The following is a 16,064-nucleotide window of genomic DNA, read 5'->3' on the forward strand; positions in this document are numbered from 1 at the left end:
ATCACCCGTTAAAACGTCGCTCTCAAACTTCCGCCGATGGTTCGGGCGGTGGGCTGAATGCCAAACTCCAGACCGCGCGCGTTGCTGACACCCAGCAGGTTTTGTTCCGGATCGAGGTGGGGGTAATTCGGGGCATGAATAAAGAGATTCCGACCGTATACCGACAATTGAAGTCCTTTGATGAATTTTACATGATCCAGAACGGAGGCCGGGATTTTGTAGGTCAGATTTGCTTCCCGCAGTTTCAGGTACGTAGCGTCCAGCACGTAACCCTCCCAGGCCACATATTTGCCCTGCAAACTGTAGTATTGCTGCGCCGTTACGCCAATGGTGTTTGGCGTGCCGTCTTCCCGAACGCCATCGAAAATGTAGGGCCGGTTGGGCGTGCCGTCGGCGTTAAACCGGGGGAACTCGGCCGTTTCGGCGGCTACGCCATTGATGCGCAAATCGCCGATGGTACGGGAAAGCTGATCGCCTTTGTGTTTGTAGTCGAGCAGGAACGACAGGCTGAAATTCTTGTAATTGAACGTGTTGGTAAAACCGGCCGTAAACCGTGGATTCGGATTTCCAACCCGCTGCACCGCCGTCGTTACTTTCGGCAGTCCGTTGGCGCCGATGATCATGCGACCCTGCGCATCCCGCTGATAGGCATTCGACCAGATCTGACCATATTCCTCGCCCGACACCAGCCGGATGTTGGGTGACGTAAAGCCACCGATCGAGATGTTGGCGACGCCAGGGGCCAGTTCTTTCACGATGGACCGGAAACTGGTGAAGTTGAGCGACGATTCCCAGGTGAAGTTCTCTTTCTGGATCGGATTTCCCGAAATCAGCAACTCAATCCCATTGGTCGAAAGCTTACCCGCGTTCGTTACCAGGCTGGTGAAACCGGAGGTGGAAGGAACTGGAACCGAGAAGATCAGGTTGCGGCTGTCGCGTTTGTAAACCGATCCGTCGATGAAAAGACGACCGTTAAACAGCGTTACTTCCGCGCCCAACTCGATTTCCCGCGTAAATTCCGGCGTCAACTGCGGATTCCCCGTGCTGTTGTCGTAGGTATAACCCGCCAGTCCGCCAAATGGAAAGTTGACCGCCGTCGAGCCCAAACCGTCACCCGCACTCGCTTTGCCGTAATAGGTGTTGATGGCGTACGGACTGGCTCCCTTGCCCACTTCGCCCATGTTGGCCCGGATTTTGGCCGAGGACAGGATTTTCGATTTCAGGGATGGAAACGCTTCCGTCGGTACAAAACTGAGGGCGACGGCCGGGTAGAAGATGGAACGGTAGCCCGGAGCCAGCGTAGAAGAGAAGTCATTCCGCGCTTTGGCGTTCACCGAAAGCCAGCTTTTGTAGTCGAAAACGAGGTCGGCAAACACCCCGACGCCCCGTTGCTCGGTAACGGAAGAAGTAGGGTTGAACGTCAGGAAGTTTTTGATGTTGTCGAAGCCCGGCACCACGATTCCCAGACCGATGTTCTGCATTTCGCTGTTGTAGTTGGCAATGATTTCGTTCCCAACCGTTGCAATCAGGTTGATGTCGGGCGTGATTTTCCGGTTTCCGGTCAGCGTGAAATACGAGTTCAGGTTTCGGATCAGTTGCGAGCGGTCCAGCACCCCACCGGCCCCAGCCGAGTTGGTGTTGGCGTTGCTGCGAACGCCTTTGTCGTCGAACCCTTTGGTGGTGAAATTGAAAATATCCGTACCAATTTTCAGATCGGCCTGTAACCAGTCCAGAATGTCATACTTCAGGTTCACATTTCCGAAAAACCGGTTCACTTCCTGGTGGTTCTTGATGTGCTCCAGCGACCAGTAGGGGTGATCTTCGGCGGCAAACCACAGTTGATTTCCGGCGGCATCCTGGAACGGTTTGTTGGTCAGGTCATAGCTGCGGGGCGTATAAATCCCGCGCCAGAGCGAATTCGCTCCCTGGTTGCCGGATTGCGTCCGGTCAGAAACGTTGTTGGCGTAGGAGAACGAGGTCGAGATTCTGAATTTGTCGGTCAGTTGGGTTCCGGCATTCACCGAGAGGTTGTTCCGGTTCAGTTTGTTGTTCGGAACTAGACCGGTTTCGGCCGAAAAACCGTAGGAAACCCGGTAATCGTACTTATCGGTTCCGCCCGAAAAACTCAGGTCATTCTGCGAAGAAATGGAGCTTTGAAGAATATCCCGGATGTTATTCGGATACGCCTGCAGGGTTTCCGACTCGCCAAACCAGTTCGTTACGGTTTGTCCAGCAATCCGGGGTCCCCAGGAACCAGCCACGTTGTTAATGTAATTTCCGTTGCTGCCCTGGGCGTATTCGTTCTGAAATTTCGGAAACCGGCTCACCGTTCCGACGGCGACATTGGTCGAGAACGAAATCTGCTTTTTGACGCCTTTCTTGCCTTTTTTGGTAGTGATCAGGATGGCACCGGAAGCCGCCCGCGAACCGTACAAAACCGTAGCAGCCGCCCCTTTCAGGACGTTGACGCTCTCGATGTCCTGCGGGTTGATGTCCGAAATCCGGCTGGAGTTCACCACGCCGGTATTAACGGAGTTGCCACCCCCGGAATTGTCCAGTGGAATCCCGTCGACCACGTACAACGGCTGGTTGCTGCCCGTAAAGGTGGAGAAACCGCGAATGGTTACGTTGGAACCGGCAAAACCACCGCCCGCACCGGTGACCTGCACTCCGGCTACTTTTCCGGCCAGTGAGTTGGTTACATCCGTGGTTGGGGCCTGGCTGAGTTGTTCGGCTTTCACTTCACTGACGCCGTAGCCCAGCGTTTTCCGGTCGCGGGCAATCCCGAACGAGGTGACGACCACCTCACTCAGTTGCTTTGCATCTGATTCCAGCGCAATGGAAATCGTACTCCGTCCGTTGACCGGAATTTCCACGGGCAGAAAACCGATGTAGCTCACCACCAGCGTGGCGTTTTCGGGGACGGAAAGCCGGAACTTACCGCTGGCATCCGTGATGGTGCCGGTATTGGTAGTGCCTTTCACTAAAATAGACGCCCCCGGCAGTGGGTTGCCATCCTCTTTAAAAGTCACAACACCATTGACTTCAATGTCCGCCAATTTTGCGGGTTGCCCACCTGCAATGGCGCTAGTCCCCGTCAAAAGGCAGAAAAAGGCGATAAGCATGGGCAGGAGGCCACGGGTTGATAGGATAGATTGCTTCATAGTGACTACGGTTTAGTGGTCTCAAACAAAGAAAAGCAACATTTTCCTTCCTAAAATAGGGGCACGGGGATTCGGCTAAAATCTATTTATCAATAGATAATTTTTGTTAAGCCTCCAAAGAATTACTCCCCAACTCCTTTTATCGTAGAATAATATTCGGCCAATCTGGAAAAGAGAAGGGCTTTAAAATTATGAATTTCTGTTTTTTCAAAATGCCTTCCGAATCGGGAAAAGATAAAAGCAAATCCCTATTTTATCTAAAAAAAATACCGGTATGACGGGGTTGTCATACCGGTACATTCACTGCCGACAGCGAGTAAGCGGGGGTGCGATCAATCGGGATTTAAAAAAGGATAGCGGTAGTTTTTAGGAGCATCGAAGGTTTCCTTGATGGTTCGGGCCGACACCCACCGTAACAGGTTCAGCTCCGACCCGGCTTTGTCGTTTGTTCCCGATCCCCGTGCGCCCCCGAACGGTTGTTGACCCACCACCGCGCCGGTCGGCTTGTCGTTGATATAAAAGTTGCCCGCAGCATTCCGCAAGCGACTGGTTGCCAAGTCAATGGCATACCGGTCGCGGGACAGAATCGATCCGGTGAGTGCGTAGATGGACGTTTTGTCGATGAGGTCCAGCATGGCTTCATATTCGTCATCTTCGTAGACGTAGACTGTCAAAACCGGGCCAAACAGTTCTTCGCACATCGTCACGTACTGCGGATTGTCGACCCGCAAAACCGTCGGTTGAATAAAATAGCCAACGGTTTTGTCATACGATCCGCCAGCCACGATCTCAACGCCCTCGTCGTTTTTAGCCTGATCGATGTAGCGGGCCAGCTTGTCGAACGAGCGTTCGGAAATCACGGCATTCACAAAATTACCAAAATCTTCGACCGGTCCCATTTTAATGGTACTTAGATCCTGCACCACTCTGTCCCGAATCGCGGGCCATAACGATGCGGGCAAATACGCCCGGGAAGCTGCCGAGCATTTTTGTCCCTGGTATTCGAACGCACCCCGCACCAGAGCGGTGGCAACGGCTTCTACATTGGCGCTAGGGTGCGCCAGAATAAAATCTTTCCCGCCGGTTTCGCCCACAATGCGTGGGTAGCTTTTGTAGGTAGCGATGGAATTGCCAATGGTTTTCCAGATCGTTTGAAAAACCGCCGTCGAGCCCGTGAAATGAATACCGGCAAAATCCGGATGGCTAAAAATAACGGCTCCGGCAACGGGACCATCCACGTTGATCAGGTTGATGACACCAGCGGGCAAACCGGCCTCTTTCAGCACGTCCATGATCACCTGAGCCGCATACGCCTGGTTTTCAGACGGTTTCCAGACCACTACGTTTCCCATCATGGCTGCCGAGGTTGGCAGGTTGCCGGCAATGGCCGTGAAATTAAAGGGCGTTAGCGCAAACACGAAGCCTTCCAGGGGACGTTGCTCCAGCCGGTTCCAGACGCCCGGCGAAGAATTGGGCTGGATGTCGTAAATTTTTGCCATGTACGAAACGTTAAACCGCAGGAAGTCAATTAGCTCACACGCGGAGTCGATTTCGGCCTGGTAGGCATTTTTCGACTGGCCGAGCATGGTGGCTGCATTGATTTTATAGCGATATGGTCCAGCGACCAGTTCGGCGGCTTTCAGGAAAATAGCCGCGCGTTCTTCCCAGGGCAGGGCTTCCCAGCGGGGTTTGGCCGCAAGGGCGGCTTCGATGGCTTCCTGAACGTGGCTGGCATCGCCTTCGTGGTAATAGCCCAGAATATGGTGATGGTCGTGGGGGGGGCGAATGGCTCGTTTGGTTTCCGTTCGTACTTCGCGATCCCCGATGTAGAGGGGGATGTCCACTTCCTGCGCCCGGGCATTCGCCAGGGCTTCCTGCAAGTTGGCTCGTTCGGGAGTCCCGGGTGCATACGAATAAACCGGTTCATTCCGGGGCTCCGGAACACGGAAAAATCCTTTTGACATAAACTAGTGGTGATTAAATCAGTCCTTCAAAGGTATGGTACCCCGGTTTTTCCTTTGCATCCAAAATTGTCCAAATGTCATCCAAAATTGCCAAAACCGCCATACCCGAAATTCCCGCTATACCTTAGGGGACAAAATACAGACGATGAAAAACGGAACGAAAATAGACCTGACCAATACCGCCGATGCGTTCGCCTATAAAACCGATCAGCAGTTGCGGAAAGCGCAGGTGATGTTCACCCTGATGAATCAAAACTGGCTGGTGCGGCTGGGAGCGGGGCTTACGGCCCTGGCTGTAAAATGGAATCTGCCGGTCAAAGGCCTGATTCGATCCACCATTTTCGAGCAATTTGTTGGTGGGGAAAGCCTTGATCAAACGACAGATACCATCAAAACGCTGGAGCAATTCAACGTGGAGGCCATTTTGGATTATGGCGCGGAAGGCAAGGAAACCGAAGCCGACTTCGACCGGACGAAGGAAGAGTTCATTCGGGTCGTTCGGTTTGCCGCTACCCGCCCCAATGTGCCGTTGATGGGCATCAAGATTACGGGCCTGGCGCGGTTTGCCTTACTGGAAAAGCTGAACACCCTGGTTCGGCTGACCGATCAGACCGTCGAGATCGATACCGGTTCGCTGACGTCTGCCGAAAGGCAGGAATGGGAGCGGGTGGTCAGCCGAACGGTTGAAATCTGCGAAACGGGCGCTGATCTCAACATTGGAATAGTAATAGATGCTGAAGAATCGTGGATTCAGGATACGATCGATGCGTTGACGATGCAGGTGATGACGGTTTTCAACCAAAAGGCCGCCGTCGTTTTCAATACCGTCCAGCTATACCGCCACGATCGGCTTGCGTTTCTGAAACGGAGCTTTGCGCTGGCCCAAAACCGCAAAGCTATTTTGGGTGTCAAAATCGTTCGGGGTGCCTACATGGAGAAAGAGCGAAAACGGGCGCTGGAGCGCAACGAAACGGTTTTGATCCAGCCTGATAAAGCGGCCAGTGACAGGGACTTCAACGCTGCGATTGATTTCTGTTTGGATCATCTCGACCGGATTTCGCTGATTGTAGCCTCGCACAATGAATACAGCGTGCAACACACCGTCGAAAAATTGCTGGACGCTGGCCTGCTGCTCAACCACCCGCACCTCCATTTCTCCCAGCTTTTCGGCATGAGCGACCACATCACGTTCAACCTCGCCAAAATGGGGTGCAACGTCAGCAAGTATCTACCCTACGGGCCCATTGCCGATGTCATTCCGTATTTGATGAGACGAGCGCAGGAAAACAGTTCGGTGGCCGGGCAAACCAGCCGGGAATTATTTCTGATCCGGAAAGAAGTAGCCAGAAGGAAACGCTACAAGGGTGCTATTCCGAAATTGTAATCATTCCAAGAGTCGAAACGAAACCGCTACCCGACTGGAAGCCGGTTCTGGTAGAGGGCTTTGATGCCTGCTTTTTTAACAGGATTAACCATTGTTCAACGAATATTATCCCAAAACTTGCAATACAGATAAAGCAATGATAATATTGGTATATCCTTTACGCAGCAACTGCCCAATTCACAGAAGGCCCGGTCAATGAATATTGCCGGTCTTCCTGCAATACCTCGCCATCTCTAATTGTATTATTTGTAGATTTAATAGGTATACAATTATATGATTTGACTGTATGAAAGTACTACAATTTACTCCGCCTGCCCCCAAAGAGGATTCCGTAATTGTAGACGAGGATTTCCTGACCCATTTTTACAATCATTTTCACCGGCATAAACAACTCCAGATCACGCTCATCCTCAAAGGAAAAGGCATCCTGATGGTGGGAAACTACAGCCAGGCTTTCCGGCCCGGCGAAGTCTACATTCTGGGGCCGAACCAGCCCCACATGTTCAAATCGGAACCGGGGCATTTTACGAATCCCCGGCTTGGAAACGCCCATGCCATCCACATTTTTTTCGACCTGGAACGGATTCCCAAAGCCTTTCTGGCCCTGCCCGAAATGGAGTCGATCAGCCGGTTTCTCGACCTCATTCAGAATGGCCTGCAACTGCCGGCTGAACACGCCGAATCCGTTGCCAAAGTCCTGAAATCCCTGGAAGATAAAACCAATCTGGACCGGCTGCTGGCGGTTATTCAGTTGTTCCAATATTTTTCGAAGGAAGTAAAAGGTTGGAAGTCGCTGCAAACCGGTTTCGCCGACTATTCCTTCTCGGATTCGGACGGCATGCGGATGAATGACGTCTTCCAGTATACGCTCGATCATTATGCCGAGCCCATCACGCTCGACAAAATTGCCGACATCGCCCACATTACCCCGCACGCGTTCTGTAAATACTTCAAGAAACACACCCGCAAAACGTACAACACATTTTTGAACGAAATCCGGATCAACGAAGCCTGCAAGCGAATCATTAACAGCAGCAACGACGGAATTTCCAGCATCGCCTATTCGACCGGTTTCAACAGTGCCACCAATTTTAACCGGGTTTTCAGAAAAACCACGGGCATGTCTCCCAGCGACTACATTCGGGAATACAAAAGCAAGTAGACGACGGTTTTGGTCTGATCTCTGACTGTCATGGATGCGATTTTTCCCCGACCTGCCCGGGGTAGTTAGGATCATGCAGCCATTTATGCCTTTTTTTATTAATTTAGGGTATAATTTTGAGGTGATCGGTTCGTGAACGGCATTAACCGGTTGAGTAGCGTATTCACAGCCGAATTCGGATCTATATAAAATGTGATCCGGATGAAGGCAAAAAAAGAAGGCGGGGCCGCCCGCACGATCACGAGTTATGAATGAAGAGTTAAGAGTTAAAAATTAAAAGTAAACGGTTCTCTAGTCTACTTTTTACTTTTCACGCTTAATTTTTCACTATTAGCTCTTAACTATAGATAGAGTTATGGGATGCAAATCATGTACGACCGGCGGTTGTGGGACCAAAACCGCAACCGGAGCCGTGGGCGGATGCAAAAATAATGGGGCCTGTGGCACCGGCGGTTGCAATAAAATGAATGTGTTCGACTGGTTGAGCAACATGGAGACGCCCTCCACGCGCCGGTACGATGCAACCGTAGAAGTAAAATTCAAGGGTGGGCGGAAGGAATATTACCGCAACCCGCACCAGATCAATCTGACAACGGGCGACTATGTCGTCTGTGAAATGCAGACGGGCTATCACATCGGCTGCGTATCACTCCAGGGGGAACTGGTTCGCTTGCAGATGTTGAAGAAAAACATCCCGTTTTCCGACGATCTGAAAGTGATTCACCGCGTGGCGTCGCAGAAAGACCTCGAAAAACACGAGCAGGCCATCGCTCGCGACCTGACGACGATGTACCGCACCCGCGAAGTGGTGAAGGAACTCAAGCTGAATATGAAACTGTCCGACGTTGAATACCAGTCGGATAACACGAAGGCGACGTTCTATTATTCGTCCGACGAGCGTGTCGATTTCAGGGAACTGATCAAGATTCTGGCGGCCGAATTCAAAATCCGGGTCGAAATGCGGCAGATCAGCCTGCGGCAGGAAGCCGGGCGGCTAGGCGGGATTGGCTCCTGCGGCCGCGAACTGTGCTGCTCCACCTGGCTGACCGATTTCAAAAACATCACGACCTCGGCAGCCCGGTATCAGAATTTGTCATTGAATCCCAGTAAGTTATCGGGCCAGTGCGGCCGTTTGAAGTGCTGCCTGAACTACGAACTCGAAACCTACGTGGATGCGTTGCGCGATATTCCGCAGGTGGAAAAACCGCTCGAAACCCAGAAAGGCCGGGCGTCGCTCCAGAAAACCGACATTTTCCGGCGGATCATGTGGTTTGGCTACAGCACTGAAAGCACCTGGTATCCGCTGCCCATCGCGCGTGTCATGGAGATTCAGGAGTTGAACAAAAAGGGCATTATTCCCGAATCGTTCGACCTGCTGGAACCGATGGCCGAGCGGAAAGAAACCGCCAAAGGGTTGAACTCCCTCAACAGCGATCTGGAAAAGCTGGACAAAAAATTCAGCGACCGCAGCGATCGGAAGAAGAAACGGAAGAAGAAAAAACCGTCAGCCGGTGGTGGTGAGCCGACGGCTTCGAACGGCCGCCCGGAGAACGGAAAAGCCTAAAAACGAAAAAACCGGTCGCAAGGCCGGTTTTTTCGTTTTCTCAAAGATGAGTTTTTATTCTACCGCATCATACACCACAACCTTGCTCCAGTACCGCGCGCAGGTTTCCACAAAGTTCAGGTGGATCGGATCTTCCTGATACGCATCGTGGGCCGCCTGATCACTGAAAATATAGGTCAGTGACCAGTCGTAGGAATGATCGATCACGGGCCGACGGGTGTCGGCGGGTTTGCCAATGTACAACGCTTCAAAATGCGTAATGCCTTTGAGCGTTTCAAGGCCGGCGCGGAGCGCCTGGCGGTCGTCGTCGCTTTCGGGGTTCGTGAGCCAGAAATATACGGTATGAACAAACATGCTTGTTTTTCGACCGGTTCGCCGGTACGGTTTTAGGAGTTAACGCCAAATTGAGCCTGAAAACTAACTATTTTTCTCTAACTGCTTCACCAATACTTCGAAATCTTTCGGATAGGGCGCTTCAAAAATCGTTCGTTCACCATCCAGCAACGTAAACGTCAGCGAGCGGGCGTGCAGGGCCACGCGCTGAATGAGCGACTGTTCTTCGGTGTCTTTTTTCAGGTTGAATTTCCGCTTCAGATCCGACAGAAAAACCGGTTTTCCGCCGTACGTCGGGTCGTTGGCAATGGGGGCTTTCAAACACATGAGGTGAACCCGAATCTGGTGCATCCGGCCCGTAATTGGCAGACACTCCATCAAGGTATGCATCCGGTATACTTTCAGCGTATTGAAAATAGTTTCAGCCTCTTTCCCTTTTTGCCGGTCTATTTTCACCGCCGTTCCGTCTTTGATGGGCGAAATGGGCAGATACACCGAAATACCTTCGAAATCGTGAATGCCATCCACGACGGCGTGGTACCGTTTGGTTACTTCCCGGTGTTCGAACTGCATCGCCAGGTGGCGGTAGGCAGCCGGGTTTTTGGCAATCGCCAGAATGCCCGACGTGCCTTTGTCCAGGCGGTGGCCGAGCTGGGCGTCGGGGTGGTAAGCTTTGGCTAATCGCAGGATACTCTGCGACTTATCGGCATTCCGTTCGTCGAGCGAAGCAATATTCGCGGGTTTATTGATTAAAATATAATCGTCGTTCTCGAAAACAATCAGCTCTTCAAAATTCAGTTTCATAGTACAAAGGTCCTGAACAACAGAATGCTATCCAAGCCAAAAAGATTCCCTGTCGAAAAACCGGGTGATTGATGTCGCGCTTTTGGGTACACTATCTTTCACAATTCAGGAATTTTGTGCCATTCATTAACGCGTAAAGGCGTGATGTGTGGTTTGAATGATGACCTTGTAAGATAACGGTAACGATCGATTTTATTGGGTAATAACCGGATCAGGTTTTAATTTAGCCCACGGTTTCAACCGTGGGAAAACCGGGCATAACGCCGGAACGCCCAACCGTTTCAACGGTTTTGAGATCCTGAAACCGTTGAAACGGTTTTTATCGACGCCGTTTTTGCCTCACCACCCACCGTTTTAACGGTGGGCTTAAAATTTGACCAATCCGTTTTCCAATGTCGTACTGCACCGCCATCGATTTCATGCCCGCCGACCGGAAGGCCCTCCACAAAGCCTATCACGACCACCTCTACGGTTTTCCGATCCACGATGACGACGAGCTGTTTTGCCGGCTGGTGCTGGAAATCAATCAGGCCGGTTTGAGTTGGGAAACGATCCTGAAAAAGGAAGCCGGTTTTCGGAAAGCATACGATCATTTCTCCATTGCCAAGGTGGCGGCTTATACCGACGCCGACCGCGAACGACTGCTGGCCGACGCGGGCATCATCCGCAACCGGCTGAAAGTCAATGCCGCCATCGAAAATGCCAAAACCATTCTGGAACTGCAAAAAGAACACGGTTCGTTTGAAAGCTGGCTGGAACTTCACCATCCCAAAACCAAAGAAGACTGGGTGAAGCTGTTCAAAAAAACGTTTCGCTTTACGGGCGGTGAAATCGTGAACGAGTTCCTGATGAGCATCGGCTATCTGCCCGGCGCCCACGCGGCCGACTGTCCGGTATTTGAAAAAGTGCTGGAGAAAAAGCCGTTATGGGCCGCGGGGCGTTAATCGGCTTTGTCGAGCTTGAAACTGAAAACCGTTCCTTTGTCCGGTTTGCTCATCACCGTGATTTTCGATTTGTGGGCGTTCAGAATGTGCTTCACGATGGCGAGTCCCAGACCGGTGCCGCCCCGTTCTTTCGAGCGGCTTTTGTCGACGCGGTAAAACCGCTCGAAGATGCGGTTGAGGTGTTCGGGCGGAATGCCGGGGCCGTTGTCGCGCACCTGAATGATGTACTGCTTCTTTTCCTCTTCAAAACTGACCACCACCTTGCCGCCGTTGTTGCCGTATTTAATGGCGTTTTCGATCAGGTTGGTGAGCACCTGCGTGATGCGTTGCGGGTCGGCTTTGACCAGAATACCGCCGGGCTGATCGGATTTGATTTTTAAGGAAGCCTGGCGGGCCAGCGCGTTATTTTCCAGTTGCTCAAACACTTCCAGCGTAATCTGGTAAATATCCACCGGTTCAAAATGCATCTTCACCTCACCGGTTTCCAGTTGCGACAGCGCGACGAGGTCTTTCACCAGCGCATCCAGCCCGTCTAAACTTTTGGCGGCTTTGGCCAGAAATTTATCCCGCACCTTCTCGTCATCGATGGCCCCGTCGATGAGCGTGTGTACGAAGCCCTGCGCGGCAAAAATAGGCGTTTTCAGTTCGTGGGAGACGTCGGCCAGAAACTCACGCCGGAACTGTTCGAGCCGCCGGAGTTCCTCGATTTCCTTCTGTTTGCGGGCCACATAGACAAAAATCTCGTCGTTCAGTTTCTTGAACGGATTGCTGTTTTTAACGATGGTGGTCCGGGAAATCGTGAAATCCTTGATGCGCAGTTTGTGGATGGTTTTGTAAAGTTTGTTCACCTCGCGGTACACCAGAATTTCGATGGCGTACAGAATCAGGAAAAACGAAACGATCAACGACGAAATCGCCACCACGAACAACATGCTGCGCGTGACGCCTTCCACAAACGTCAGAAACACGACCGTCAGGGCCGAAATCAGACCGGCCAGCAGAAACGCAGCAATACGGGGGCTAAGCGACATGAAGTAAAGATAACCGCTTAACCTTCATCATTGAACATGTACCCCACGCCTTTCAGGGTTTTGATGTAGGTTTCGCCGATTTTTTCCCGCAATTTCCGGATGTGCACATCGACGGTGCGTTCGAGGACGTAGATATCGACTCCCCAGATTTTTTGCAGCAACTCTTCCCGGCCAAATACTTTGTTAGGCGACAGCGCGAGGAAAAACAGCAGTTCGAACTCCTTTTTGGGCAGCACGACGGTTTTGTCGCTGGTGGTCACGGTGTAGTTCAGGCGGTTGATGACCAGCCCGCCGATTTCGATTTTCTCGCCCGGATCGGCTTTCTGGGCTTCGCGCCGGAAGAGGGCGTTGATGCGGCTCATCAGCGCGCGCGGTTTGATAGGCTTCGTAATATAGTCGTCGGCCCCGATTTCAAAGGCGGCCACCTCCGAATATTCTTCGGAGCGGGCGGTGAGGTAGAGAATAAACGTTTGGCGCAGATCAGGCAAATTGCGGAGTTGACGACCCGTTTCGATCCCGTCGAGTTGCGGCATCATGATATCGAGCAACACCAGTTCGGGAACAAACGAGCGGGCGGTATCGAGGGCTTTTCGGCCATCGGGCGCGGTGCGGACGTCGTACCCTTCTTTCTCCAGATTGTATTGCAACAGTTCGACAATGTCGGGGTCGTCGTCGACCACCAGCACACGGTGGAGTTGTTGGGAAGTCTTCGTGGCACTCATTCTACGGTTTGTTGGTGTAATTTGGAATCGAAGGTACGTGCTGTGTCAGCAATTTTACGAAGTTAACTCTATTGTTAACAAAAACTTAACACGCAGTGGCGTTACCCGGCACAATACGAAGCATTAAAAAAAAGGGGGAACAAGTACACGGTCAAACTAGAAGGTATTCTTTGGTTCTCCTGTTTAAAACGACTAAAATAGTGATACATTTAGCGTGATAAATCGCTGAAAAGAACTGAATTGTCCGATCATTAGCAGACCGCAGCCCCATGATTAAAAAAGCCGTATTGATCGTCGTCCTGCTTACCGTTCATCTGACCCCGGTTTTTTCGCAAAACCGGGAGCCTGTGTTGCGGCAGGATGTGCCGCTGGATTCCATTCGCCTGAGCGACCCGTTTATTTTGGCGGACAAGAATACATCGACGTACTACATGACCGGTACGGGGGGCATGCTATGGAAAAGCAAAGACCTGAAAAAATGGACCGGCCCTTTCAAAGTAACCCGCACCGATCCTGGCTCCTGGATGGGGCCGAACCCGATGATCTGGGCGGCCGAACTTCATCAGTACAAAGACAAATACTACTATTTTGCGACCTTCACCAACCGGGCGGTGAAAATCGATACGGTCGGCGAGAATATCATCGAGCGTCGTGCCAGCCATGTTCTGGTCAGCGATCAGCCGGAAGGGCCTTACGTTCCGATGAAAGACCCTACCTACCTGCCTGCCGATAAGCCGACGCTGGATGGCACCTTATGGGTGGAGAAGGACGGAAAACCGTATATGGTTTATTGTTACGAATGGCTGCAAAACCTGAATGGAACCATTGAGAAGATCGAACTGAAACCGGATTTAAGCGGGTCGGTTGGCGAAGGAAAACTGCTGTTTCGGGCCAGCGAAAGCCCCTGGAGTCGTGAGAACGGCGGGACCGGCCCCAACAAAGTGACGGACGGACCGTACTTATTCCGTACCGGAACCGGCAGGCTTGCCATGCTTTGGACGAGTTGGATCGGGGATGTCTACACACAAGGCATTGCCTATTCGAAAAGCGGCACGCTGGATGGCCCCTGGCTCCACGAAAAAGAGCCCATTACCCCGCCCAATTTTGGTCATGGCATGTTGTTTCGGACCCTGAACGGCAACTGGTTGATGTCGCTTCACAGCCATAAAAGTACCAACGGTCGTACGCACCGGGTTCCGCATTTGTTCGAAGTAGACTTTTCGGGCGATAAACTGGTGGTCGGGAAGCCTTATTTGCCTTGATGATCCGGTTGGCAGGATCGTACCCTAAAGACGGTTTTAGCAGATTAAGAAAAACCGGGCGACAAATAGCGAGAGGTAGACCTGTCGATCTAAACCGTGGTAATGAGCCTGGCTAGGTTACTGCTTTACGAGATCAACCTGTTCAACCCCGCGATCAAAGCCACGCCAAACCATTTTCCGCTGTCCGTTGATGACTTCGATTGAAAAATTATCGTTGATCAAACCAAGGTCTTTCAGGAACGCTTCTTCGGGTTCAACGATACGCGTGCCATTCGGAAAATGGTACTCAAACAGCGAAATGGCCTGGGGACCTTCTCTATTGACCAGCCAGCCAAAATCAGCGCGTAAATTTAACTGAACCGGATAGGCTTTTCCGCCGTATTCAATCGTGCCATCGTATTCCCCGCGCCGGATGTCTCTGGGAGTAGACCGGGCAACCGCTGCTGGCCGGATGGTCAATGTAGCTAGGTTCAGAAAAGTGCTGTCTTTGGTCAACTTGACGTGTTCACGGAAATAGCGTCTTGGATTGTGCTTTACGACTACTTTTTGAAGCGTCCATGTACCGATGATTTCAGGAGCCAGATTCTGCATGAGTTGAATACTGACCTGGTCATAATCTATTTTAGGAGTTACCGGTTTTGGCGTTGCCGTATACTGTTGGGTACATTGGCTGCAAAACAAGCCCATTGCTGCCAGAAGGTAGAAGCTGATTCTCATGATTACCAACGTTTTTAGTCAGGACTCAAAAAGGCTTCAAAAGATAATAAAGGCGGTTTGTCGGGTCGAATATAAACTTTTCAAATTAATAAATGAAGAACTGTGCTTTTGTTAGGGGCAAAATAAAAGTAACAACGGACTCAATACGATCACTTCCTCCGAATCAAATACATCCTTCCCCGTTCATTCGTCATCACCAAATCCGTGTTGTTCACAAACGCCAGCCCTTCGGTTTGTCCCCGTGGAATCCGGAGGCAGCGCGTCGGATGCTGAAAATCGATGCGGTTATTTTTCTGCTCAAACAGGAAAATCTTGCCGTAAGTCAACACCGCCAGCGTTTGGCCGTCGGGGCTGAGGGCGGCATCGGTCACCATCCGGTTCAGGAAAATGCTGTCGGTAGGAACGAGGGGGTGGTCCCCGCCCTGGGCGGGCATCCCGTAAAGATTGACTGGCCGCCGGGGTTGCGAGCGGTTTTTTGAGATGAGGTACAGGCTGTCTTTGGCGGCAAAAAGGGCTTCACTGTCGAAATTACGCGTATCTTTCGACGCCGGAAACGATTTCTGCCGGGCGTAATGAAACGGAATGGACTGAAAATCGTTAGGTTGTTTGGGATCGACCCGGTAAATGCGGAGATCCGTTCGGGCGTTGGCGTTATTGCCGATGTCGCCGATGAACACCGCCGTCGTGTCCTGGCTCGTCAGGGCTTCCCAGTCCCGGTTTTTCAGCATTGGCAGGGGCAGCGAATCGACGAGCGAACCGTCGCGGGACACTTCGTAGAGCGTGGGTCGGCCTCCGCTGTCGTTGTGCGTCCAGAATGTGTTGCGACCGGCGCGATACGACAGCCCCGAACTTTCGTTGACTACCGGTGCCAGCTGACCAACCCGCGAAACCGCATACTGAGTTCGTCCGCTGCGAAAACCGCTGCGTTTGTTCTCCGAGTGGCAGGAGCAAAGGGCCACCTTGAGCGAAAATAAAAAAAGAAGAAAAGAGGTCATAGTTCGAACACCGCACCT

13 protein-coding genes are annotated in these 16,064 nt (G+C 51.9%); 5 read left to right on the plus strand and 8 right to left on the minus strand.

Features of this window, described 5'->3' with window-relative positions; translation table 11 throughout:
• Positions 1-8 precede the first annotated feature (8 nt).
• Positions 9-3,164, minus strand: coding sequence for a SusC/RagA family TonB-linked outer membrane protein (locus F0P93_RS17300; protein ID WP_150878116.1), 3,156 nt, complete (start codon positions 3,162-3,164; stop codon positions 9-11).
• 332 nt (positions 3,165-3,496) lie between these two features.
• Complete coding sequence (gene pruA / locus F0P93_RS17305; protein ID WP_150878119.1) at positions 3,497-5,128, minus strand: L-glutamate gamma-semialdehyde dehydrogenase; 1,632 nt, start codon at positions 5,126-5,128, stop codon at positions 3,497-3,499.
• Between the two features lie 145 nt (positions 5,129-5,273).
• On the opposite strand from pruA, the gene F0P93_RS17310 reads away from it, so the two are divergent.
• The 3 genes from F0P93_RS17310 (at position 5,274) to F0P93_RS17320 (ending at position 9,238) form a co-directional block, all read left to right on the plus strand.
• Complete coding sequence (locus F0P93_RS17310; RefSeq protein WP_225309522.1) at positions 5,274-6,512, plus strand: proline dehydrogenase family protein; 1,239 nt, start codon at positions 5,274-5,276, stop codon at positions 6,510-6,512.
• Between the two features lie 286 nt (positions 6,513-6,798).
• On the plus strand, positions 6,799-7,674 hold the full coding sequence (locus F0P93_RS17315) for an AraC family transcriptional regulator (protein WP_150878122.1): 876 nt from the start codon (positions 6,799-6,801) through the stop codon (positions 7,672-7,674).
• Positions 7,675-8,029: 355 nt separating this feature from the next.
• Positions 8,030-9,238, plus strand: coding sequence for a PSP1 domain-containing protein (locus tag F0P93_RS17320; RefSeq protein ID WP_150878125.1), 1,209 nt, complete (start codon positions 8,030-8,032; stop codon positions 9,236-9,238).
• A gap of 54 nt (positions 9,239-9,292) precedes the next feature.
• Here the strand turns inward: F0P93_RS17320 and F0P93_RS17325 are convergent, their stop codons facing one another.
• Both F0P93_RS17325 and F0P93_RS17330 read right to left on the minus strand, forming a co-directional pair.
• The gene (locus F0P93_RS17325; protein ID WP_150878128.1) at positions 9,293-9,592 is read right to left on the minus strand and encodes a Dabb family protein; all 300 of its coding nucleotides are present in this window, start codon (positions 9,590-9,592) and stop codon (positions 9,293-9,295) included.
• 63 nt (positions 9,593-9,655) lie between these two features.
• Entirely contained in the window at positions 9,656-10,375 is a 720-nt protein-coding gene (locus F0P93_RS17330) for an RluA family pseudouridine synthase (protein WP_150878131.1), read from the minus strand.
• Between the two features lie 392 nt (positions 10,376-10,767).
• On the opposite strand from F0P93_RS17330, the gene F0P93_RS17335 reads away from it, so the two are divergent.
• Positions 10,768-11,319 (plus strand): DNA-3-methyladenine glycosylase I, encoded by a 552-nt coding sequence (locus tag F0P93_RS17335; RefSeq protein ID WP_150878133.1) that lies wholly within the window; start codon positions 10,768-10,770, stop codon positions 11,317-11,319.
• On the opposite strand, the gene F0P93_RS17340 is transcribed toward F0P93_RS17335, so the two are convergent.
• Both F0P93_RS17340 and F0P93_RS17345 read right to left on the minus strand, forming a co-directional pair.
• Positions 11,316-12,350 carry a sensor histidine kinase gene (locus F0P93_RS17340; protein ID WP_150878136.1) on the minus strand — a complete coding sequence of 345 codons (1,035 nt, stop codon included), beginning with the start codon at positions 12,348-12,350 and terminating at the stop codon, positions 11,316-11,318. The genes F0P93_RS17335 and F0P93_RS17340 overlap by 4 nt on opposite strands.
• Positions 12,351-12,367: 17 nt before the next feature.
• The gene (locus F0P93_RS17345; RefSeq protein WP_150878139.1) at positions 12,368-13,072 is read right to left on the minus strand and encodes a response regulator transcription factor; all 705 of its coding nucleotides are present in this window, start codon (positions 13,070-13,072) and stop codon (positions 12,368-12,370) included.
• A gap of 269 nt (positions 13,073-13,341) precedes the next feature.
• On the opposite strand from F0P93_RS17345, the gene F0P93_RS17350 reads away from it, so the two are divergent.
• Positions 13,342-14,334 (plus strand): glycoside hydrolase family 43 protein, encoded by a 993-nt coding sequence (locus F0P93_RS17350; protein ID WP_150878142.1) that lies wholly within the window; start codon positions 13,342-13,344, stop codon positions 14,332-14,334.
• Positions 14,335-14,451: 117 nt separating this feature from the next.
• Here F0P93_RS17350 and F0P93_RS17355 read toward each other — a convergent pair whose 3' ends face one another.
• The gene (locus F0P93_RS17355; RefSeq protein WP_150878145.1) at positions 14,452-15,051 is read right to left on the minus strand and encodes a hypothetical protein; all 600 of its coding nucleotides are present in this window, start codon (positions 15,049-15,051) and stop codon (positions 14,452-14,454) included.
• A gap of 149 nt (positions 15,052-15,200) precedes the next feature.
• A complete protein-coding gene (locus tag F0P93_RS17360) occupies positions 15,201-16,046 on the minus strand; it encodes a YjiK family protein (RefSeq protein WP_150878148.1) in 846 nt (281 codons plus the stop codon).
• Between the last annotated feature and the right edge of the window lie 18 nt (positions 16,047-16,064).

It is taken from the genome of Larkinella humicola (genome assembly GCF_008727875.1).
GTDB classification, from domain to species: Bacteria; Bacteroidota; Bacteroidia; order Cytophagales; family Spirosomataceae; genus Larkinella; species Larkinella humicola.